The organism is Paenibacillus sp. 32352, assembly GCF_002042965.1.
Taxonomy (GTDB): domain Bacteria; phylum Bacillota; class Bacilli; order Paenibacillales; family NBRC-103111; genus Paenibacillus_S; species Paenibacillus_S vulneris.
In genome coordinates, this window is sequence record NZ_MZNT01000002.1 from 340556 (window position 1) to 362302 (window position 21747).

The window sequence follows — 21747 nt, forward strand, 5'->3', positions numbered from 1 at the left end:
ATGATTCGTTCTTTGTTTTATGAAGATTATGAAACCGGCACGGTAAGGGAGCCGTTCGGCAGAACGATAACGGAAACAGATATTGTGATGCATGCAGGACAGACGGGTGATTTCTATCCTCATCATATGGATGCCGAATGGTGCAAGCAGCAGGACTTTGGACAAAGAATCGCGCACGGGACACTTATTTTTAGCGTAGCGGTTGGGCTGACGGCCGGAGAAGTGAATCCCGAAGCATTCTCCTATGGATATGATCGTCTTCGGTTTATTAAACCGGTGTTTATAGGAGATACAATTCGGGTTCGAGTGACCGTGAATGAGAAGAAGGATCATCCCAGACGAAGTGAATATGGAATCGTCAGCGAGCGCTGTGAGGCGTTCAACCAGCATGGGGATACGGTTCTGGTATGCGATCATTTGCTGATGGTGAGAAAGCGGGGAGGCGCCGAGGCATGAGAGCGAATCGGTTGAAGCTCATCTCGCGTGAGTTTGAGGGCTTTGAAGCCTCTTTTGCCGTACAGGCCGAGCATTTTGAGAAGCTGACCGGCTGGCAGGTAGACCGGGAGTTTGAAGAAATTCATCGGCTCTATGACCGTATGATTAGCGGTGAGGAGGCTGCTTCTGGAGACTATGATCTGTTTCTGTGCGTCACGGACTGGCTTCCCGAAGCTATTCAAAAGGGCCTTCTCCTTCCTCTTGACGAGTATATCAAGGAAGATCCTCCGGAAGGCTGGCCGGATGCATGGTCTCCCAGCATGAGGGAACTTCAAACCGGCAAGGACGGCAGCCTGTACGGCATCGCCTACCATGACGGCCCGGAGATGCTGATCTATCGCAGCGATTTGTTCAGCGATCCGTCGGAGCAGGAGCAGTTTGCCAAGCGATACGGCTATCCTCTTCAAGTGCCTGAGACATGGAGCCAGTTTGTAGATGTCGCCCAATATTTTACACGCCCGGATGTAGGGATGTACGGTGCTTTAACCGCTTCGTTTCCTGACGGGCATAATAATGTGTATGATTTCTTGATCCACTTATGGAGCCGGGGCGGGGAGCTGGTGACCGGGGATTGGAAAGCGGCTTTTCACCATAGTGCCGGTCAGGAAGCCCTGCAATTCCTGGTTGATCTGATCCACAGGCATCAGGTTGTCCCCCAAGAAGCATTGGATATGGATAGCGTCCGCAGCGGGAACTGCTTCGCGCAAGGCGGGATCGCTATGATGTGGAACTGGGCTGGATTCGCCGCTGTCGCAGAAATGCCGGGGATGTCCAAAATTGCAGGCAAGGTCCGTACAGGTCTTATCCCTCGAGGGAACGGACCGCAGGGCGTGCATATGTCGCTGAATATTTATTGGGTGCTTGCAATAGCCGCCGGCAGTAAAAACAGGCAGATGGCGTACCAATTCATTAAGGAAACGGCATCGGCCAAGATGGATAAAATGACTTCCTTGTGCGGCGGAAACGGCACGCGTCTGTCTACCTGGCGCGATCAGGAGGTGCAAAAGCAGTTTCCATATTATGAGCATATGGAGACCGTGCATCGAAGCGTCAAAAGTCCGCTCCCGATTCCAGAGTATCCGGCCATTAACGAGGTGCTGTCCCAAATGGTCGATGACGCGCTACGCCTTCGGGTTCCGGTGCCGGAGGCTTTGGGTCGCGCGGCGGAGCAGGTCGATACCATTTTAGCCCGGGCCGGATATGGTTAATTGTTATAGATTAGAGGTGAGTTAGATGAAGCCGCATGAAGTGAACGTAGGCTATTTAGAAATCGACTATAAGCCTGGACTGCCAAAGGACTTAAGCAGAGGGATTGGCATTGTAGGCGCGGGCGAAATCGTTGTTCAAGCCCACTTACCGGCTTATAGAATGGCCGGGTTTCGGGTAGTAGGCATCTATGACAAGGATCGGGACAAAGCAGAATCGGCCGTCCGAAACGATCCTGACACGATCGTATTTTCGACGCTGGAAGAGCTTTTCCAACATCCGGAGGTGCAGATCGTCGATATTGCGGTGCCCGCCCGGTTTCAACCGGACATTGCCAAGCAAGCAGCCCGTCACGGCAAGCATATCCTTTGCCAGAAGCCGCTGGCTGAAAGCTATAAGGAAGCGCAGGATTTGGTTGACGTATGCGCCGCTTCGGGTATTAAGGCGGCTATCAACCAACAGATGCGGTGGTCTCCCGGTATTCAGGCAAGCCGTTCCATCGTAAAGCGCGGATGGATCGGGGAGCCGCTTCAAGCATCCATTCAGGTCAACGTGCATACCCCATGGGAGAACTGGCCTTGGCTTACCCAAATAGATACGCTCGAAATCATGTATCACAGCATTCATTATTTGGATTCTGCACGCTATGTGCTAGGCCTGCGGCCGGAATATGTATATGCGGACGGGGCACGATTTCCTGGCCAGCCGTATCGCGGGGAAACCCGCACCATGATCCATCTTAAGTTTCCTGGTGAGGCCCGCGGTTTAATCCACGATAATCACAATAACGGAATGCCCCAGGACGATTGGTACGCCACATTTCGATTTGAAGGAACCGAGGGAGTCGTTAAAGGGACGAACGGGGCTTTGTACAATTACCCATCGGGACGAGGCGATACCCTAGCGTTGTACAGCAACAAGCTGCAGCGGGGCTGCATATATGCGCCGCAGCTGGAAGGCCGATGGTTTCCTCATGCGTTCATGGGAACTATGGGGGAATTGATGAGAGCCATTGAAGAAGACCGGCAGCCGGAAAACAGCATCGAGGATAACTTGATCACCCTGCAAACCGTGTTTGCTGCTTACCGCTCCATGGCCGAAAACAGGCCGGTTTATTTGCAGGAAATACGAGAGCAAGCTTGAGAGAAATTGGTATAAATTTACATTTACATTTGAACGAAGTCGATATGTAATGAAACGGTTCAGCACACTTGAACGAATCCCAAAGACGACCATTCCATTCTCGGAACGGTCGTCTTTCGGTTCGTCCTATATCATATCCTACCGATGCTTCACGATACGAACAGGGCCGTACAGACCTCCGCTCGGGAACCATTCCTGCCAGCCAAGCTCTTCCTCCGTGCGGTCCCGGTTCCAGTACATCACATCGGGGTTGCCGCCGACCAAGCTGGTGGGTCTGCCGATTTCGTAGTGGGTGCCGAGCGTGTTAGTAACACGCAGACGAAGCCGATGCTGTCCCTTAGGCAATGAAGGCAGCTTGAAAAGGTAAGGTCTCCAGAGGCGGACTCCTAAGGACTGCCCGTCTATCCAGGCTTCCGCCGTGCCCCGTACGTGTCCCAAGTCCAGCTCAGCGCCTTGGAGCGCTTCCGTATCAACGATAGTCTCATATTCAACCGCTCCGCTGTGATGAGGCAGACAAAGAGCGGTCCGCCAATCGCCCAGCCTTCCTTGTGCAGGAACCGTTTCAAACCTTATCGGAGCCAGCAGAACAGCCGCTTCTGCAGCGGGGCCCATCGGCGTGATTCGGATAGCGGCCGCGGCTCCGGCTGGTTGAGGAGGGAACTCCACGTACCCATCACGAACGTGATACTCTGTCCCATAAATCCAGACTTGCGGCTCTCCCGTACATTCGAGCTGCATTCTTCTTGCACCGACGGGAAGAGGGAAACGCAGCCACACCGTACGGCCAATATAATCCGGATTCGCGATGAACGGGAGAGGGGGATTATCTGGTACGGATTCAGGCATCAGCCATCCCACCCCTGGAAGCGGATGCGGTCTTGGGGTGATCCACAGTGACTCCGTCTCCGCGAACTGAAGGACAGAGAAATGATGTATGCCTGGTGCATTGCCTTGCTCATCCGTCCAATCCTCGCCAGTGAAGAAGCTCATCGTCTCTCCGTTGAGAAGTTCAATCACACCGTCGGCAAAAACCTCTCCTTTGCCTTCAGGCAATTCAAAGCGAACTTCATTGATCCCGTTACGCCACCATCCGGTAATATCGACTTCTTCCTGGCCTTGCCGAATATACGGATTAAAATCGCCGTGCTCGGTCACTCTAACGCCATTTACGAGCAAGGACGCACGACCGCGCGCGGCAAACACGAGACGGACACGCTGTACGGGATTGTCATCACTGCAATAGATCTCTTTCGATAGGCTGGACTCCAGATTCGGATTCCGTGTGAACAGCCATTTGGGTAGAGGAGCGCGGGCGGATTCGTTCACTTCAACCGCCGCTCTCAATAGGCCTTTACCGATAGCTTGTGCCTTGAGCAGCAGCTCATTGGGGCCTTCACGCAGCTCGATCCACGCGGTTTGTTCCTCCGGGCCGCCGCTCCAGTCAATCGTCTTACCGTTGACAGTGCCGGAAATATTCGAATTGCTTTCCGTGCGGATCCAGTATCGGCCAGCCGCAGGAGCCATAACGTAGGTTCTGGCGCAAACGAATTCCCCCTTGGCAAGCTCACCCAAATTCAGAAAACGGCGCGGAACACGGCCCATCCGTCCGGCCCAGGAGCGCATGGACAGATCGCCAAAGACGGTGCTGTAGACTTTATGAATTGAAGCTTCCTCCCGAAACTCTTCCCCTCGGCATATCTGCCAATATGCGGCCTCGCTCCACAGCCTGGTCGTCCAACTGTCATCATCCAAGCCGGGCAATTGCCAACCGGAGCTGATTCCATCGGCTGCTTCCTTTTCCAGGCTCATGCGCATACTGCGTCGCTCGACCGGTATAAGCCCGCTGCCACTGCCATGCAAATCGAAATCTCCGTACCGGTTATCCAGCGTTGGTTCCACGCGGATCAGCCAGCTGTTATCGGGAAGCACCCTGTAGTCGGTTTGCCCGCTTTTGTTGATGACAGCGGCAGGATAGGGGGCGGAAGAAGAAGGCCGCATAGCAGGAGCTTCGTCTAATAGCTGATCTCCAGCAATCGGCTCCACACAAACGATAAGCGCTGCGGGCCATGAGCAGAAAGGCACCGTCAACTCGATCCATTCGCCTTCTCTTTGATATTCGAGGGGCGTCACAGTACCTGTGACAGGGTCCCACAGCTGAGGTACTCTGTTCGTTCGAAGCCGGTATGCGGCCGATTCCGGACCTAGGGTATCCGGACTGGCCGGTTGGTGCATCACCAGCAGGGAACCATACTCCGGCAGAAGGAGGAACAGCTCCGCATCATCCGTTCGGCGGTGCAGCGATTCCCCGGGTCCTTTTACCCGGCTTGGGATACGCGTCTCGATCAGCCCGGCTGCTTGCTCCGCCGTGTCAACATAGACGGCTCCGGCCAAATCCCGTTCCGCTTCCGGCACTCCGACGCCGATAACAAGCCCGCCTTGCTGCAGCCAAGCTTGAACACGGGAGTGTGCCGCTTCGTCCATTAAAGTCGTTCCACATAACAGCAGTGCGGCAAATTGCTCATCGGCTATGTGCAGCTTAGCTCCCTTCGGAACGGCCTTTTGCAGCGCGCTGTCGTCAGCAATATCGAAATCGAGCTTTGCTTTGCGCAGCGCGCCCGGTTGGCGGTAATCCCGCCGGCTCCAGCCGCCGGCAATTTGTTTGTATATCGTTTGAATACGGGTTACCTCTTCATTCGGGTCCCGGCTGGCTATTCCCATTGGGTGTTCATTATGCTTCTTCCCGTCGGCCAAGGATAAATGTCCGCAAACCGCATAAGACGGATAATGGACTGCAATGTCGCAAACATGCGTGCCTTCGCTCAACATAAAGCATAACCGGCTAATCGTATCGGCGAAGACAGGATAATGCTCGAAATACGGCTGCCGCCATCCTGTGTCGGGGGGTGCCCATTCCCACCAGCCGCCTCTTGTGCTGTAATAGATTGAATGAGGGCTGTAGACGGTCGCACCGGCCTGAAGCCACGGAATCAGCCAATGCATCGTTTCCTCCAGCGTACCGCCCCAGCCGCTTGAATGGAATGCTTCCAAAAAGACTCTGGAGCCGCCATGCAAATGAACCATCGACGAATGCGGCTTGATCTCGCCGTCCATATCGCTTCCCGGGGCGTTATACCAGCGATGCGTCCGAAAATAGTCCAGATAAAGCCGTTGAGCCCCATGGGGATCGGCTCTTCTTGCCGGTCCTGCCTGGTCGCAGCATAGCAGCATTCCACGCTCGCGGTGCCATTCGCCTAATGGAATAAAGAACGATTGCTCCGCAAGCTCCGCAGCAAGACGGTAGACACGACGGCGCACCAGAGCGCACCCGGGGACAGTGTCGAATAAAGCAGGGAGAAGCGGCTCAAGCTCCTCGCCAAACTGTTCCTTGTAAAGAACGGCAAGTTCGGGCGTCCATAACGGCAGCGGGGGCAGCTCATCCTGGAAGCTTCCCGCGATGGTCCTTCCGAGATCGTGAGGAAACCGCCTTTCCATCTCCCCGTGGACCCGGTCAATAAGCTCCGATGCAGCCGTTGGGTCGAGCCAATTAAAGCCTTGTCGAACCGCCGCGTACACATATTCCTTATTTTCATGCAAAATGTCCGAGAATGGAGGGATTTCTTCGCCAGGCGCAAATCTTCTTAGCTGGTACCCGGCTGTCTCCGGACGCTCTGTAACAATTCGAGCGGGCATATTCGAGCCGGAGAAGCCGATTTGGTCATAAAACCACAGGTACATGCCGAGCCGCTCCGCTTCCCGCAGCGCGACCTCGAACATACGCCACCAATCCTCGCTTGCAAACGCGGGGCGATCGCTGACCGATCCATATTGCGGGCCGGTAGGAGCCAGATTGATGATGCCGATGTTCCGCAGCCCTCCTTCGCGGAACTTGCGCATTTGCCAGCGCACCCTCTCCTCGGTCACTTCCTCGGCGCTCCACCACCAAAAGGGAACCGGTCCATAGCGGGGGTCGGCTTGAGCGAACTTCTGTCGCAATTGAGACAAGTTCATGATATCACCTTACCTTTATATCCTGATAATGAGCTCTATCCCCATCATAATGAAGCATCGTACGGCAATCTATGGGAGGATCATGCCATTTAGTAGCTGATATCAACCATTCCCTGGCTTCAGACGGCAGGCTATACCGACTTCGTCTCAAATCATCGCTCCTATTTCCGCCGGAGAGATTTGGCGCTTGGTATGGACGCACCGTTTTGCCGCATGGCATAATAAGGATATACCAATTAAGCTGAAGGAAAGGGGGCGCAGCAATGAAAATTGTTCTGGCTCCGGATTCATATAAAGGAAGCTTGTCAGCGAAGGAAGCCTGTGATGCTATGGAGCAAGGCATACGCCGCGTTCTTAAGGACGCTGAAATCATTAAGGTGCCGATGGCCGACGGCGGCGAAGGAACGGTGCGCAGCCTGGTAGATGCTACTGGAGGAACCCTGCATACCGTACGTGTGCAAGGTCCTTTAGGGGATGACGTTAACGCGATGTACGGCATTTTGGGGGACGGAGTAACTGCCGTGATTGAAGTTGCGGAGGCTTCCGGTCTCTATTTGATTGATAAGGAAAAAAGAAACCCGCTGCTCGCTTCTACGTATGGTATGGGTGGGCTGATTCGCCATGCGCTTGATCAGGGCTGCAGATCCTTCATTATTGGCCTTGGCGGGAGCGCAACCAATGACGGCGGAGCCGGCATGGCACAAGCCTTGGGAGCCAGGCTGCTGAACAAAGCCGGGGAGCCGATAAGCTTGGGCGGAGCTGCATTGGCGGATTTGGATTCGATAGATGCTTCTTCGATGGATTCGCGCATCGGGGAAAGTCGATTTATCGTGGCATGCGATGTGGATAATCCGTTATGCGGCCCTCAGGGAGCTAGCGCGGTGTTCGGCCCGCAAAAGGGAGCTACACCGGAGATGGTGCAGCAGTTAGATAGCTGCTTGAACCAATATGCCGATATGGTTCGCCGGGATATGGGAGCCGATATCAAACAGCTTCCCGGAGCAGGAGCAGCAGGAGGGATGGGAGGCGGAGCCGTCGCATTCCTGAATGCGGAGCTGAAGCCGGGAGTGGAAATTGTCATTGAGGCGGCTCAACTGGAGAAGCACTTGAAAGGCGCCGATCTGGTGATTTCTGGTGAAGGCCAGTGCGACTTTCAAACCGAACGGGGAAAAACCCCCTATGGAGTGGCCAAAACGGCCCAACGTCAAGGAGTGCCTTGTGTGTTGATAGCAGGAGCTATCGGTGAAGGAATTGAGGTTTTGTACCATAGCGGCGTTACTAGCGTATTTTCTATGGTAGATAAACCGATGGCGCTGGAGCAGGCAATGGAAGAAGCGGCTCGATTGGCCGCAGATGCAGCCGAAAGAGTAGTCCGGCTGTTTATCGGAGGAAAAAAATAAGTTATATTAATTATTCATAACATTAATTATTATTACGGTACATAAAAAGGAGTTATTGATTCATGCTTCGTCATCTTACTTCATCGTTCAAAGCAGGAGCATTGCTAAGTACGGTTGCTGCCGTAGGATTTATGCTGCCCACATCGGCAGGAGCCGTCTCGGTTTATCAGCAGCACATTCAGCTTGTTCCGGAGAAAACCGAGATCGTTGTCAATGGACAAAAGGAAGTACTCGAAGAACCGGCGACGGTTATTCAGGATCGTTTTTACGTTCCTGTGAGGTGGCTTGCCGAGAAGCTTCAACTGAAGCTCCATTGGGATGCCGACACGAATAAAGTCGGATTGGTTACACCAAAGGCGTTTATTGAGTTTGATTCTAACAATGGCATCATTCAGGTGAACGGGAAACCGGAGGAATTTGCTTCAGCGGCTGAAATCCGCAACGATAGGCTGCTCGTTCAGCTGTCATGGATTGCACCATATACCAACATCAGCTACGAATTGGCATCGGATATGCAGAGCGCCGACATCAGCTTCATAGGAACACCGCCAACCGCCTATAAAGAATCCGAATTGAGGAAGGATGACGCGCAGCCTAATTCCAAGCCGATTGCTCTGTTCGCCCTCGGCAAGTCATCTTACCGGTTGGGCGAGAAAATCGACTATGTTGACTTGAGCTATGATCCGGATGCAGAAGGGCTGCCGGTATATGAATGGGAAGGGAACAAGGAAGCCTTTTACAAACCCGGTACTTATCCCGTTACGCTAAGGGTCAAGGACGGCAAGGGGAATGTCAGCGAGCCCTTCACACGTTCGGTAACCGTAGAGGATGTCCCTTATCTGGACCGCGAGGCGTTTCCTTATTATTACAAGGATAGCGGAACCGTATTCCAGGCAGGTAAAAGATTGTTAAGCGGCGAGTTGCCAACCGAACGTAAGGTGCCGGTATTGGTGCGCCAGCCTGAGGACCGCGTGCTGATCAAGGGGAGAAGCGACAAGCCGGTTACCCAATATGGATTTTTATACCAGGATAAGGTGAATGGCGCGGCTAGATTATATCCGCAGTTCACGAACGGAATGGACCGTACGGCCCGCTTTGCCATCGTGCTGCGGAACAACGGAGAGAAAGCCGTACATATGACAACGACGCGGAAATCGGAGCCGAACCCTACTGTCTATGGCGAGGTCAGATCCAACAAAACCGCCGAAGACTTCTTAAGCTCAAAGGAGCTGAATGAGGAGCTTGTTATAGAGGCGGGAGCGACCGCATATTACACGATGAGCAAGGACCTCGATCCGGGTCAAGTATTCCAGGGTATGTATGATATTACGACGGACGGCGAAATAAGCGTTTCATACGTGATGATGAAGCCTGGCGACACGGCCTATGTTCTCGGAAGCTATCAGGTAGCGGCAGAGAAGGAAAGCGGAACCTTCCCGGTATCGGAGGTTACCTGGCAGATCGACACCGGTGCTGTCAAGGATATCACAACCTTTGGCATAGGAGATGCGGCTTTGGAACCGGCACTGAAGGGAACGAACGCAATGTCTAAAGATGTGATTCCGAATAACGGCAACACCGGCGTTCGCTATCGCATACATTTGGATCAGGCGGCTCATATGGCCGTAGCCCTTCATCCGAGAAACGGCTTCGTTCAAGGGGCAGTACGCGTGAATGGCAAGGTTGTACCGTTTCCGGCAGGAGGATTGACCTCTAATGAAGGCTTATTGCTGTATCGTACCGCTGGTTCGGAGAAGCAGCTGGATATCGAATGGATGTCTGCCGGTAATTCGCAGCTTCCTGTGGATCTCGTGCTGTATCCGGTAAATGCCAAATAATTTCCGTTCTTATCAATTTTATATCAAAGGAGTTCTAAATCAGCATGTGGTTTGCAAAAAAATGGTGTGTAGTATGGACCGCTTTCACTTTAACGGCCGCATCCTTGCTAGCGGCTGCGCCGGCTGCTTGGGCAGCGCCGGATACGGCTGAAGCAAAAGCAGTGCCCGGAAGCGTATCGTCCTTGTTGTATATAGGAAAGGATGAAGCCTACCGGAACGGCATTCCCTTGAAGCTGGAGGCACCGGTATTGGAAGTGAGAGGACAAGCCTATCTTCCGGCAGTCAGCCTTCCTTCGTTGTTTGGAGTTAACGTACAATGGCAGGAAGCAAGCCAAAGTGTGCAGCTGACAACGCCTTCCGCTTTTGCGGAGTTTCAGCTTCCCGCCAAACAATTGAAAGTCAATGGCATCACGGAAAGCTTTGAGAAGTCGGCTTCCCTGATCAATGACCGCTTATATATTTCCATGTCCTGGCTGGAAAAGCATATCGGTTTTAAGGCTTCGGTGAACGAGGATCTGAAACGAATCGATCTGTTGTACATTCAAATGCCGGGTAACGGGTCCTTTCATAATGATACGATGCCGAATACCAAGCCTATCGCCCAGTTTTCCGTCAATAAGGACAAGTACCGTCTGGGAGAGCCGATTATTTATTCCAATACAAGCTATGATCCCGATGGCGATGCGATTACAATTGTGAATTGGACCGGGAATGCCGAGGCGATTTTTGAACCCGGTTTATTCAAGGTGTCGCTTCAAGTCACAGATAGTAAAGGGACGGAGAGCGAAGTGTTTAGCCGCAATGTAGAGATCATCAATGAGCCGTATCTCGATCCGTTCGAATTTAAAGTGTACCATGAGCCTGTAGGAACCTTCGTCAAAGATGAAGAAGCGACGCTGCGCAAATATTTGCGTGACATTCCGACTTTGCCTAACGTGGCTGCCTTATCCAAGGACCGTCCGCTAATCGTAAGCGACAGCCCGGAGACCTTTACCGAGAAAGGATTTTTATATCAGGAAAAGGTGAACGGCAAGGCGAGATTATATGCCGACCATGTTAACGGAATGAACGAGAAGGTACAATTCGCTATTGTTGTCCGCAATCCGAATCCGGATAAAACGGTTAAGATCACGACGACACGCTCCGGCGAAGTGTATCCATCCATCTACGCCAACTTGATCGGTAATGAAGCATCCATCGAATTTTTGCAGGATAATGGAGACAAACCGGAAACGCTGACTGTAGGGCCTTATCAAACCGTATATTATAAAAAAATGCCGGAGTTCTTCCCGGGTCAAGGGATGAACGTCATTTATGATGTAGAAACCGATGGGGAAGTATATTTCTCTTTTGTAGCGATGGATGCAGGAGCGGACTTGAGCTCTATCGGCATGTTCGACCGTCTCGATTACACAGGCAATGTCCGCGGGACCTTCAACGGCTCCGACGTTACGTGGAACGTAGATGCCAAATCATTCAGCAAGCCGTCGAGCTTGACTATCGGAGACGGCACATCGGATCCATTTGTAACAGGAGATGATTTTTTCAGAAAGCATGATTCCTTGAATCTCGGCAACTATGGGGTCGTATATAAAATTCATATCGATAATCCGCGCAAAATGTCCGTTCTGCTGCTGCCGCGCGGCGGCGTGTTCAAAGGTCCGTTTGAGGTAAATGGGAAAATTATCCAAACGCCGCCATCAGGCGTCATGATGGATTACCAAGGATATACCATATTGGCGCGTACGGACGGAACTGAGCCGTCTTTGGATATTGAATTTACGCCTGCAGCGGGCTCCGCTTTCCCGGTGGATGTCGTCTTCTATCCTTTAGATGATAAATAAGCAGTGTGTTGGAGGATCAATATAGGTTATACTAGAGGCAGCGATTGGATTAAGGTGGGAGAAGGAGAAGCGATCGGATGATTATTGTACGCAATTTATCGAAATCATTTCCGCCGGATCATCAAATATTATCAAAGATCAGCTTCCAAGCGGACGAAGGCGAGCTTATAGCCTTGGTCGGTGCCAGCGGCAGCGGCAAATCGACGCTGTTTCGCTGCCTGTCCCTGAAGATGAAATGGGACGAAGGCCAATACATTTACCAAGGCAAAGATATATCCGGTGTGCGCGGTTTGGAGCAGCTAAAGCTTCGCAAGGATTGGGCCTATTTGGAAGAGAAGCCTAACCTCAACCCGCGGAAGTCCGCACTGAAAAATGTGCTGAGCGGTTTGTTTTTACACAAGGCCTGGTGGCGCATTCTGACCGGAACGACATCCAATGACGATCATATGACGGCGATGGATTATTTGGACAAGGTCGGCTTGCTGGACAAGGCTCATGAGCCTGTAGAAAAGCTTAGCGGCGGCGAGAAGCAGCGGGTTGCTATTGCCAAAGCATTGATTCGCGGGGCCAAGGTCATTTATGCCGATGAGCCGGTCTCCGGTCTGGATCCGGAAGCGGCCATCAAGGTGCTGGAGGACCTGAAGGATATATGCCGGAAGGATAAGGTCCTGGTTTTCTGCAGTCTTCATCAATTGGAGCTGGCCGAGAAGTTCGGATCCCGCATTTGGGGATTATCCGGCGGCAAGCTCGTGGTGGACATTGCAGGGAGAAGGTTAACTCAAAGGGAAAAAGAGCTTATTTTTTAACCGTGTAGAAGTGACTGTCATTAACCGAAATATCAAAAATAGAACTGTCCCGAATCATCGTTAGGATGAAGGGGCAGTTTTTTTGTGGTCAAAGCCCGCTTGGACTCTCTTCGAAAAAAGAAACGGCCCTGACAGCTAGGCTGATAGGACCGCTTTCTCAATGTCATCTGTCGTACAGTTTAAGTCTCCGGTAAAGCTTGTGAAGCGATATGACGGGCGATCATGCCGCCATGAAGACGGCCGCTCTCAATGAACACCTCGTTAGCGTCATTGCCGGAAGCGGCAACGCCTGCTATGTATAAGCCCTTGACGGTGGTTTCCATGGTATCCGGATTATAGCGAGGCGCCGTCCGTTCGTCGTTGAGTTCGACACCCGCTTCGGTCAGCATGGACCGATCGGGACGGAATCCGGTCAGCGCAAGGACAAAATCATTGTCAAGCTGCCTCTCAGAACCATTCTCGTTAATGGTAATATGCCGGTCTTCGATCCGAACGACCTGGGAACGGAACATCATGCGGATTTTACCTTTGTTCACCATGCTCTCGAATATCGGACGCACCCATGGCTTAATGTTGGGAGAGTATTCTTCGCCCCTGTAAACCACCGTTACCTCGGCTCCTACCCGCAAAAGATCCATTGCTGCATCGATGGCGGAATTATTGCCGCCGATAATAGCAACCTTCGTACAGCTGTACGGGTGGGCTTCGCGATAGTAGTGAGTGACCTTCTCCTTCTCTTCTCCCGGAATGCCCAGCAGGTTCGGGTGATCGAAGTATCCTGTAGCGACGATCACATAACGCGCCAGAGCCGTGGAGACGTTGCCGAAACGGTCGCTTACCGATAGCTGGAAGGTCCCGTCATCCTGTTTGTGAACGGCGTCAACCGAATGATAAGACTGGACCCTGACCTGGCTGCGCAAAGCCGCATTGCGGTAATAGTTCAACGCCTCCAGGCGGGAAGGCTTCTCATGGGGCGTTGTAAATGGAATGCCGCCGATCTCCAGAAGCTCCGGCGTGCTGAAAAAATGCATATAAGTTGGATATAAGCTTATGGAATGGGCGATGCAATTTTTCTCAATGATGAGCGGGTTGATGCCGATTTTCTGCAGCTCAATAGCCGCTGATAAACCGCAAGGGCCAGCCCCGACGATAATAACTTCCTCCATTTAGGGAAACACCTCGCTTGTCGATTACGATCAGACGTATGTAGATTACACTTTTATAGTAACCGATCAAGAGTAAGTCTGCCAAGTCAGTAGCTTCTTTTTTGGCACACATAGACGAAAGCGGGAGGAACATTCAACAACACGAACTGGATCGACAAAATATCAAAATACGCTTGCAGCTGCTTTTTCATTTGCAATGAATATTGAAAAGCGATGAAATAGCCGTTTGGTTGTAACGATTGATAAATCTGCTCCATTAATGCTTCGCGGAAAGCAGGCTGAAAATTGGCGAAGGGCAGGCCGCTAATGACGCAATCGACTTGTTCCAGCCCTTCTTGACGAATGGATTCGGACAAGCTCAGGGCATCGAAATACGTGCTCGAAACAGGATATTGAAACGCGAGCTGCTTGTGCAAATAAGGATCTTTTTCGAAAAGTATTGCCTTCGTCCCCGGTTTCATAGCTTCATGAATTGCGCGTGTAATGACTCCGGTTCCGCAGCCAAGCTCGGCTACGCTGCCTACTTCACTCCAAGGCACGTTATCAATCATTTTGTTAGTCAAAAATCGTGAGCTTGGAGTTACACTGCCGATAGTTCTGGGGGTACGAATAAATTGATAAAAGAATTTTACTTTTTCTATAGCCGCAGACGGCAGATTGGCATTCATTCCCTTGTCCTCCTTTTTCAGATAAACCCATTATATCTTAAACTGGGAGGCCGAACATGAAACTTACCTGAAAAGTTTCTTAAGAATACGATAACTGCCTGGAGGGCCGGTCAAAACGGAACAAATGAGCATCCGGATGGCTGCCTGAGGCTATCAAGGAGCTGATGATTTGTCCGGCGATCGTGCAGTAGACCGTTCCGTTGCCGCCGTATCCCAGAGCAAAGTAACAATGCGGGAACTCCTCCTGGGTTCCTATTAAGGGGAGCCCGTCATGTGTGGACCCGAAGGTGGCGGACCAAGAATACTCCGCTTGGAGACGGCCCAATTCAGGAAAAAGCTTTGTCGTTTCGGCCAGCAGCAGTTCTTTTTTGCGCAGGAGCATGGCATCTCTTTCTTGTGTGTTGGCAGTGGCTTCGTCCATTCCTCCAATAATGATCCGGTTATCGGCAGTTGTTCTTATGTATAGATAAGGCCGGGCGGTTTCCCAGATGAGACATTGCTCGTACCATCCCGGGAAAGCCTCTAATCTCTGTGTAGCGACGGCAAATGTGCTTTCCAACACGGCATTCGGATTCCGTTTCATCATCTGTGCTTCATAGCCGGTTGCAATCACCGCTTTGGCTGCCGTAATGGTCCTGTGCGTTCTGGTATGAAAGACAAGATGGTTCTCATAAGCGACATGGCTTCTAATTTCCGTATCCGTATACACTCGCAGCCCGAATTTCTTGGATAAGATCTCAATCAATTCATTAGCCAATTTGTAAGGGTTGAAGACGGCATCGCCTTCACTATAGATAGCCCTGGGCTTATGGAAAGAGAAGGAGCGGGAGATTTGCTCCGCCTCCCAATAGCTTACGGAAAAGCCGTACCGTTGCAACAGTTCATATTCTTTACGCAAGGACGCCAGATCATTCTCTTGGGATGCGACATAGAGACAGCTTCTTTTAAGGTATTCCGCATCGAGATCCAGCTCTGCGCAGATTCTACCAAGCTCGTTCACGGCATCTCTGCATAATTGATAGAATCTGACGCCATTCTGTTCGCCAAAGGAATGGATGCAGGATGTCAACGATTTGTCGTTGCTGCATTGAAGAATGCCGGAATTGGCCGCCGTCGTGCCTGCCCCGATGGACCGCTTGTCCACAAGGACTGCGTTCACTCCTTGCTTCATTAAATAGTAGCCGCAGAGTGCGCCGGCCACACCGCCTCCAATGATCAGCACATCACAGGTAATATCCTCTTCCAGAGAGGGATATTGAGGAGGTTGGGGCAGCGTATCCGGCCATAGCAGCTTCCCGGTGAATAAATCCATATAAAGGGCTCCTTTTCCATCTGTTGATTCTAATATGGTTTCACCGCTTTTTGTTATTATTCAACTCATATTTCCGACTATCCAACTATAGGTAACGATTTTTGGTACGTATTGACAATTTCTTCTGCGCCCGTTTAGGATAGATAAGAATCAGTCCGAATAGAGAGGAAGTTTACGATGTTAAAAGGAATTCCTTCCATTTTGTCCCCGGATTTGTTAAAGGTTCTTATGGAAATGGGTCATGGCGACGAGATTGTATTGGCCGACGGCAATTTTCCGGCGGCAAGCCACGCTCAGCGTTTAATCCGCTGCGACGGACACGCTATTCCAGAGCTATTGGACGCGATATTGACATTTTTTCCGCTCGATACTTATGCTGACCATGCCGTCGCGTTGATGGAGGTAGTTCCCGGTGATCCGGTTGTCCCCGTCATTTGGGATGAATACAGAGCCTTGATAGCTAAGCATGATCCTCAAGCAGGAGAGCTTAAGCAGGTGGAGCGCTTTGCTTTTTACGAGAGGGCCAAGCAGGCGTACGCAGTGATTGCGACGGGAGAGCGCGCATTGTACGCAAACCTAATTTTGAAAAAAGGCGTTGTCGCCGAATCCTAGCATGATTGCGTTGGAAGGTTCATAGAATAGAGCATAGCTTGTTGATTCTATGAAACTGGAATGACGGAGGAGCCATCGTATGGTAGCACATATGCTGAGAAAGGTCGCCGGTTGGCCGGCCAGGTCGCATTATCCCATGCTGGCCGCCGCTTTTTTGCTAGGCAATTTGATTGCGGTCATCTATTCTGTTATGCAGCCGTCTTCTACTTTTCCATTGCGACAGCACTATACCTACCAGGAAACGGTGGCATCCAACGGAGTGAAATTGTATTCGATCCAAACGGTTCCGGACAACATCGTGCTAAAGCCGATCACATCGAATGTATCTGTGACGCCGGACTTCGGGATTAACGGCGGATTTTTTTGGAACGGGGATTTGCTCAGCATTGCGGTCATCAACGATCAGCCCCTAAAAGGCGAGCAGGACGATTATGGTTCCGGCTGGTATAACATTGATTATCCTAAAGGGACCTTAATATGGGACGAGATTACCCGTCAATTCTCGGTTCAAGTGGTACAGGACGCCCATCAGATTAAAGTGACGGACAGGCAGCATTACTGGGCGCAGGGAGGAGTCAGCATGTCTCTCGGCCATGACGACCAGTGGGTACACCAAGCGCTGGCGGAAGATATGCCCGCGTTTGACGAGCCGCGGCTCCGGTCAGGCGCGGTATATGATGACAGGCAAAACCTGTGGCTTATCGTCACGGACAAGCCCTGCACGGTCGAGCAGTTCCGTACGGCAATCGTGGAGAAAATCGGAAAGCACCGCCTCGTGGATGGCATATTCCTGGACGGAGACGGTTCAAGCCAAATGAATACCGCACAGAAGGTGCTGAAGGGCGATTCGCGGGAAGTGTACCAGATGCTTGCTCTCAAAAGAAAATAAGTCAGATAAGAAAAAAGCCGACGATTCCTCCTTACGAGGAACCTCGGCTTATTTACTTAATATGATGCATTTACAGTTATCCCAGAAGCGCTTTAACGCGTGCGACAACGTGGTCCACGGTAAACCCGTATTCTTTCATAACCAGAGAGGCAGGGGCGGATGCGCCGAAACGGTCTATGCCCATAATATCGCCTTTGATGCCGATATATTGATGCCAGCCTTGAGGGGATGCCATTTCCACCGACAGTCTGGCCTCGACATCCGGCAAAATGACCGAATCCTTATAGGCTTGAGGCTGCTTGTTGAACAGCTCCCAGCTAGGCATACTGATGACGCGGACGTGGATTCCTTGCTCTGCAAGCTTCTCTTGCGCTCCGATCGCCAGCTGCACTTCGGAGCCTGTTGCGATGATTTGTGCCTGAGGCTTGCCGTTCGCAGCATCGGAGATGACGTAGGCTCCCCGCTTTAAGCCTTCCGCACCCAGGGTTGAGGTATTGGCAAGAATAGGCAGCGCTTGGCGAGTCAGGATTAACGCAACCGGTCCCGATTGATTTTGCAGCGCATATTTCCATGCCAGGCTCGTTTCATTAGCATCTGCCGGACGCAGAACCGTGATGCCCGGGATGCATCGCAGGGCGGTCAGCTGCTCGATAGGCTCATGAGTAGGGCCGTCCTCTCCAACAGCTATGCTGTCATGCGTAAATACATAAATGGCTGGCAGCTTCATGATGGAAGCAAGGCGAATGGCCGGACGCAGGTAGTCGGAGAATACGAAGAAGGTCGCCACGAAGGCACGAACGCCTTGGTGGAGAAGCATACCGTTCAGCGCAGCCCCCATGGCGAATTCCCGTACGCCGAAGAAAATATTGCGTTGGCTGTAATCGTCGCGGGTCATTCGGCCCGAGCATTTGATATTCGTCTTGGTCGAGGTCTCGAGATCCGCTGAACCGCCTAGAAGGTAAGGAACGTTCTTGGCGAGTCCGTTCAACGCATTCTCGGAGGCGGAGCGGGTAGCAATAGCCTTATCACTTGTCGAATAGAAAGGCAAGGCCGCATCCCATCCTTCAGGCAGCTGGCCGCTGACGGCTGTATCGAACTGTCCTGCCAGCTCAGGGAACGCTTGACGATACTCTTCATACTTGGCTTTCCAAGCTGCTTCATGCGCAGCGCCTTCCTGCTGGAAACGGGCAAAATGCTCCTTGACCTCCTCCGGAATGTAGAAGTCAGGCTCACTTGGCCATCCGTAGAATTGTTTGGTTAACGCGGTTTCGTCCTTACCCAGCGGCGCGCCGTGTGAACCATGCTCACCCGCTTTGCCACTCTTGTTAGGGCTGCCGTAGCCGATCACGGTTTTAACCTCGATCAGGGACGGACGAGGGTCAGCCTGCGCAGCGGAGATGGCTTTATGGATAGCCTCGAGGTCGTTGCCGTCCTCAACCCGCTGAACATGCCAGCGATAGCTGCTGAAGCGCTGCTGGATGTCCTCGGAGAAGGAGAGGCTAAGATCACCGTCCAGAGAAATATCGTTGGAGTCATAGAATACGATTAGCTTGCCCAACTGCAAGTGACCGGCAAGGGAAGCCGCTTCTCCAGAGATGCCTTCCATCATATCTCCGTCGCCGCAAATCGCATAGGTGTAATGATTGATAATGTCGAAGCCTTCGCGGTTATAGGCTGCGGCCAAATGGGCCTCGGCCATAGCCATGCCTACAGCCATAGCTACCCCCTGTCCCAGAGGGCCGGTTGTCGCGTCGACGCCTGCGGTATGCCCGTACTCCGGATGACCTGGAGTCAGGCTGCCCCATTGGCGGAAGTTTTTTAATTCTTCAAGAGGGAGATCATAGCCGAAGAGATGAAGCAGGCTGTACAGTAGCATGGAGCCGTGTCCCGCCGACAGCACGAAGCGGTCGCGGTTGATCCATTGCGGATTGCCGGGGTTATGCTTCATAAAATTTGTCCAAAGCTCGTATGCCATGGGGGCTGACCCCATCGGCATGCCGGGATGGCCGGAATTGGCTTTGTCGATGGCAAGCGTTCTGATGGTGTTAATCGCTTTCTGCTGAATGCTCTGTTGGATTAAGGTCATTCGTGTAACATCCTCCTTTAAAGTAGAAGTCGTGCTCTTCTATGATTATAATGGAGGGCAGAGGTATATATGAAATCGATATTATACATATCAAGTATAGATGGGAGTAATAGCATGATCGCGAATTTGGAACTGTACCGTGCCTTCTATTGGACCGCAAAGGAGCAGAATTTATCGCGCGCCGCCGAACGGCTGTACATTACGCAGCCCAGCGTAAGTCACGCCATCAAGCAGCTGGAGACAGAGCTTGCTGTCACCTTATTTTACAGGGGAGCGAAGGGAGTGCGTCTGTCCGAGGAGGGACAGCTGTTATTCGCGCAGGTGGAGCAGGCGTTTCAATTCATTGAGAGCGGGGAACGCCAGATTGCGGAGTTCAACAATTTAACGAGGGGTGAGCTGCGGCTTGGAAGCAGCGATTCGCTGTGCAAATATTTTCTGCTGCCGTCCCTTGGCCGATTCTGCAACGATTTCCCACAAATCCGGCTTGATCTTGTGCATGGAACGACGCCGGAAATTATTCAGCACGTAAAGGAGGGCAGAATTGATTTTGGCATTGTCCGCATGCCGGTGGAGGACAGCAGCTTGAAAGTATTTGAAACGATCACGGTGCAGGATTGCTTCGTTGCCGGACCCCGATATTTTCCACTGGCGCAGCAAGAGCTGTCCTTAACCGAGTTAACCGCGTATCCGCTCATTTTATTCTCCAGGAACAGCAGCTCGCGCCGGTTTATTCAGGACTTTGGTCAAGCCCACGGGGTCGCGATAGAACCGGAAATCGAGCTGGCCAGCGTCGACCTCCTCATTGAATTTGCCAAAGCTGGCCTAGGCATCTCCTTCGTTACAAAGCAGTTCGTTCAGGCAGAGCTTGAAGCGGGAAAGCTGGCGGAGATCAAGCTGAAGGAACGAATACCGGAGCGCAAAATCGGCATCGCCTTATTGAAAAACCGGCGTTTGTCTGCGGCAACACGGACATTTTTCGAACAGTACCTTCACGTAGAGACGTTCTAATTCTCCCACGCCGACTGTAATAGTTACAAGTTGTTTTTCTGCTTATAGAGCTGCATCGGGTTACGCTCTGTCATAGGTGCGATTCTTGTAATGGGAAGTGTCTGCTGCTCCAGGGGGAGCGACAGCTGCCGGTAAACATGCCTGGTGCTGAGTCCAATCGCTGCGGCATCCTCTTCGGTGTAGGCATAATATACGGCTTTGGCACCTGACCAATAAATCGCCGCAAGACACATGGGGCAAGGCTGTCCGGATGCATAGATTTCACAATCCGTAAGCTGCGGGCTGTTCAATACCCGGCTGGCTAGGCGGATAGCCTGCATCTCGGCATGTGCGGTTGGATCATTAGTGGAGAGAACCTCGTTCACCCCGGTAGCAATGATTTCTCCGTTCTTGACGATAACGGCCCCGAAGGGCTTTCCTCCTTGGTGTAATGTGTTACGGTAGGCAAGCTCAATGGCTTTATTCATATAAGATTCCATATTGTTTATACCCCCTATGGTATTTAAAAAACAGGATCATTATTTAGCGGCGGCTTCGATCAGCATCCGTTCGATTTCTTTGTACCCGCGCGCTTGTGCATGCTGTAATGCGGTAACACCGTCACGGTCGGGAATGGAAGGGTCAGCGCCATGATCCAGCAGCTTGCGGACGATTTGTTGATGCTTTGGTCCGCCGTCACTTAAAATAACCGCCTCCAGAAGCGCAGTCCACCCCAAATTATTGATGTGATTGACTTGAATGTCCGAATGCTCGAGCAGCTCGTTGACTACTTCCACATGGCCTCTCTCGGAGGCGGGAATCAACGCGGTACCGCCGTAGCGATTCGTCAATCTTGTATCGGCATGGGCGGCCAAAGCTAGCTTTACGATCTCCAGAAGCCCTTCGGCTCCGGAATACAGCAGCACGTTGTCACTGCGGTTGTCGCGGATATTCACATCAGCTCCCTGCTCGATCAGATATTGCATAAGATCCGTTTGCCTTCCGTGGGCTGCAGCAAGAACCGCCGTTCTTCCTAAGGTATCCTGTCCGTTGATATCGATCCCTTGCTTAAGCAGCAATTCAACCCCTGATTTGTTCCCTTGCTCGGCATAAGACGTTAGTTGTTCCGTTTGCTGATCCGTTGGTTTCATGGATTCCACACTCTCCTCGTGACTCGGTATAGGCTGCTGTAAGGAAGAATTCTCGCAGCTTGATAAAATAAGGATCAAGATAACGAGCAGACATCGATTCATTGCGGTTAACCTCGCTTTGCACCGGGTTAGCATT

General features: G+C 51.9%; 17 protein-coding genes. 10 read left to right on the plus strand and 7 right to left on the minus strand.

Annotated elements, in window-relative coordinates; translation table 11 throughout:
• From B1728_RS05880 to B1728_RS05890, 3 genes are read left to right on the plus strand one after another with little or no spacing between them, the layout of a single operon-like run.
• On the plus strand, window positions 1-456 hold the full coding sequence (locus B1728_RS05880) for a MaoC family dehydratase (protein ID WP_079909608.1): 456 nt from the start codon (window positions 1-3) through the stop codon (window positions 454-456).
• Window positions 453-1703, plus strand: coding sequence for an extracellular solute-binding protein (locus B1728_RS05885; protein WP_179135903.1), 1251 nt, complete (start codon window positions 453-455; stop codon window positions 1701-1703). The genes B1728_RS05880 and B1728_RS05885 overlap by 4 nt, the downstream gene beginning before the upstream one ends.
• 25 nt (window positions 1704-1728) lie before the next feature.
• A complete protein-coding gene (locus B1728_RS05890) occupies window positions 1729-2844 on the plus strand; it encodes a Gfo/Idh/MocA family protein (protein WP_079909255.1) in 1116 nt (371 codons plus the stop codon).
• A 138-nt stretch (window positions 2845-2982) separates the two neighbouring features.
• Here B1728_RS05890 and B1728_RS05895 read toward each other — a convergent pair whose 3' ends face one another.
• The gene (locus B1728_RS05895) at window positions 2983-6852 is read right to left on the minus strand and encodes a glycosyl hydrolase family 2 protein (protein ID WP_256865251.1); all 3870 of its coding nucleotides are present in this window, start codon (window positions 6850-6852) and stop codon (window positions 2983-2985) included.
• Between the two features lie 263 nt (window positions 6853-7115).
• Between B1728_RS05895 and B1728_RS05900 the strand changes: the two genes are divergently transcribed.
• From B1728_RS05900 to B1728_RS05915, 4 genes are all read left to right on the plus strand, one after another.
• Complete coding sequence (locus B1728_RS05900; protein ID WP_079909256.1) at window positions 7116-8252, plus strand: glycerate kinase; 1137 nt, start codon at window positions 7116-7118, stop codon at window positions 8250-8252.
• A gap of 62 nt (window positions 8253-8314) precedes the next feature.
• Window positions 8315-10090, plus strand: coding sequence for a stalk domain-containing protein (locus B1728_RS05905; protein WP_079909257.1), 1776 nt, complete (start codon window positions 8315-8317; stop codon window positions 10088-10090).
• A 44-nt stretch (window positions 10091-10134) separates the two neighbouring features.
• Complete coding sequence (locus tag B1728_RS05910; protein ID WP_079909258.1) at window positions 10135-11934, plus strand: stalk domain-containing protein; 1800 nt, start codon at window positions 10135-10137, stop codon at window positions 11932-11934.
• Window positions 11935-12011: 77 nt separating this feature from the next.
• Entirely contained in the window at window positions 12012-12740 is a 729-nt protein-coding gene (locus B1728_RS05915; protein ID WP_079909259.1) for a phosphonate ABC transporter ATP-binding protein, read from the plus strand.
• Between the two features lie 179 nt (window positions 12741-12919).
• Here the strand turns inward: B1728_RS05915 and B1728_RS05920 are convergent, their stop codons facing one another.
• The 3 genes from B1728_RS05920 to B1728_RS05930 form a co-directional block, all read right to left on the minus strand.
• Entirely contained in the window at window positions 12920-13906 is a 987-nt protein-coding gene (locus B1728_RS05920) for a YpdA family putative bacillithiol disulfide reductase (protein ID WP_079909260.1), read from the minus strand.
• Between the two features lie 86 nt (window positions 13907-13992).
• Window positions 13993-14574 carry a class I SAM-dependent methyltransferase gene (locus B1728_RS05925; protein WP_079909261.1) on the minus strand — a complete coding sequence of 194 codons (582 nt, stop codon included), beginning with the start codon at window positions 14572-14574 and terminating at the stop codon, window positions 13993-13995.
• Between the two features lie 79 nt (window positions 14575-14653).
• Window positions 14654-15886, minus strand: coding sequence for an NAD(P)/FAD-dependent oxidoreductase (locus B1728_RS05930; RefSeq protein WP_079909262.1), 1233 nt, complete (start codon window positions 15884-15886; stop codon window positions 14654-14656).
• A gap of 177 nt (window positions 15887-16063) precedes the next feature.
• Here B1728_RS05930 and fucU point away from each other — a divergent pair, with 177 nt between their 5' ends.
• Together fucU and B1728_RS05940 are read left to right on the plus strand one after the other, a co-directional pair.
• Window positions 16064-16498 (plus strand): L-fucose mutarotase, encoded by a 435-nt coding sequence (gene fucU, locus B1728_RS05935; RefSeq protein ID WP_079909263.1) that lies wholly within the window; start codon window positions 16064-16066, stop codon window positions 16496-16498.
• Between the two features lie 79 nt (window positions 16499-16577).
• Window positions 16578-17387: a hypothetical protein gene (locus B1728_RS05940; RefSeq protein ID WP_144027772.1), complete on the plus strand. Its 810-nt coding sequence runs from the start codon at window positions 16578-16580 to the stop codon at window positions 17385-17387.
• A 76-nt stretch (window positions 17388-17463) separates the two neighbouring features.
• Here B1728_RS05940 and tkt read toward each other — a convergent pair whose 3' ends face one another.
• Window positions 17464-19473: a transketolase gene (tkt, locus tag B1728_RS05945; RefSeq protein WP_079909264.1), complete on the minus strand. Its 2010-nt coding sequence runs from the start codon at window positions 19471-19473 to the stop codon at window positions 17464-17466.
• A 114-nt stretch (window positions 19474-19587) separates the two neighbouring features.
• Here tkt and B1728_RS05950 point away from each other — a divergent pair, with 114 nt between their 5' ends.
• Window positions 19588-20481 carry a LysR family transcriptional regulator gene (locus B1728_RS05950; RefSeq protein ID WP_144027773.1) on the plus strand — a complete coding sequence of 298 codons (894 nt, stop codon included), beginning with the start codon at window positions 19588-19590 and terminating at the stop codon, window positions 20479-20481.
• A gap of 23 nt (window positions 20482-20504) precedes the next feature.
• On the opposite strand, the gene B1728_RS05955 is transcribed toward B1728_RS05950, so the two are convergent.
• A complete protein-coding gene (locus B1728_RS05955; RefSeq protein ID WP_179135904.1) occupies window positions 20505-20960 on the minus strand; it encodes a nucleoside deaminase in 456 nt (151 codons plus the stop codon).
• Window positions 20961-20999: 39 nt separating this feature from the next.
• Entirely contained in the window at window positions 21000-21611 is a 612-nt protein-coding gene (locus tag B1728_RS05960) for an ankyrin repeat domain-containing protein (RefSeq protein WP_256865252.1), read from the minus strand.
• Window positions 21612-21747 lie beyond the last annotated feature (136 nt).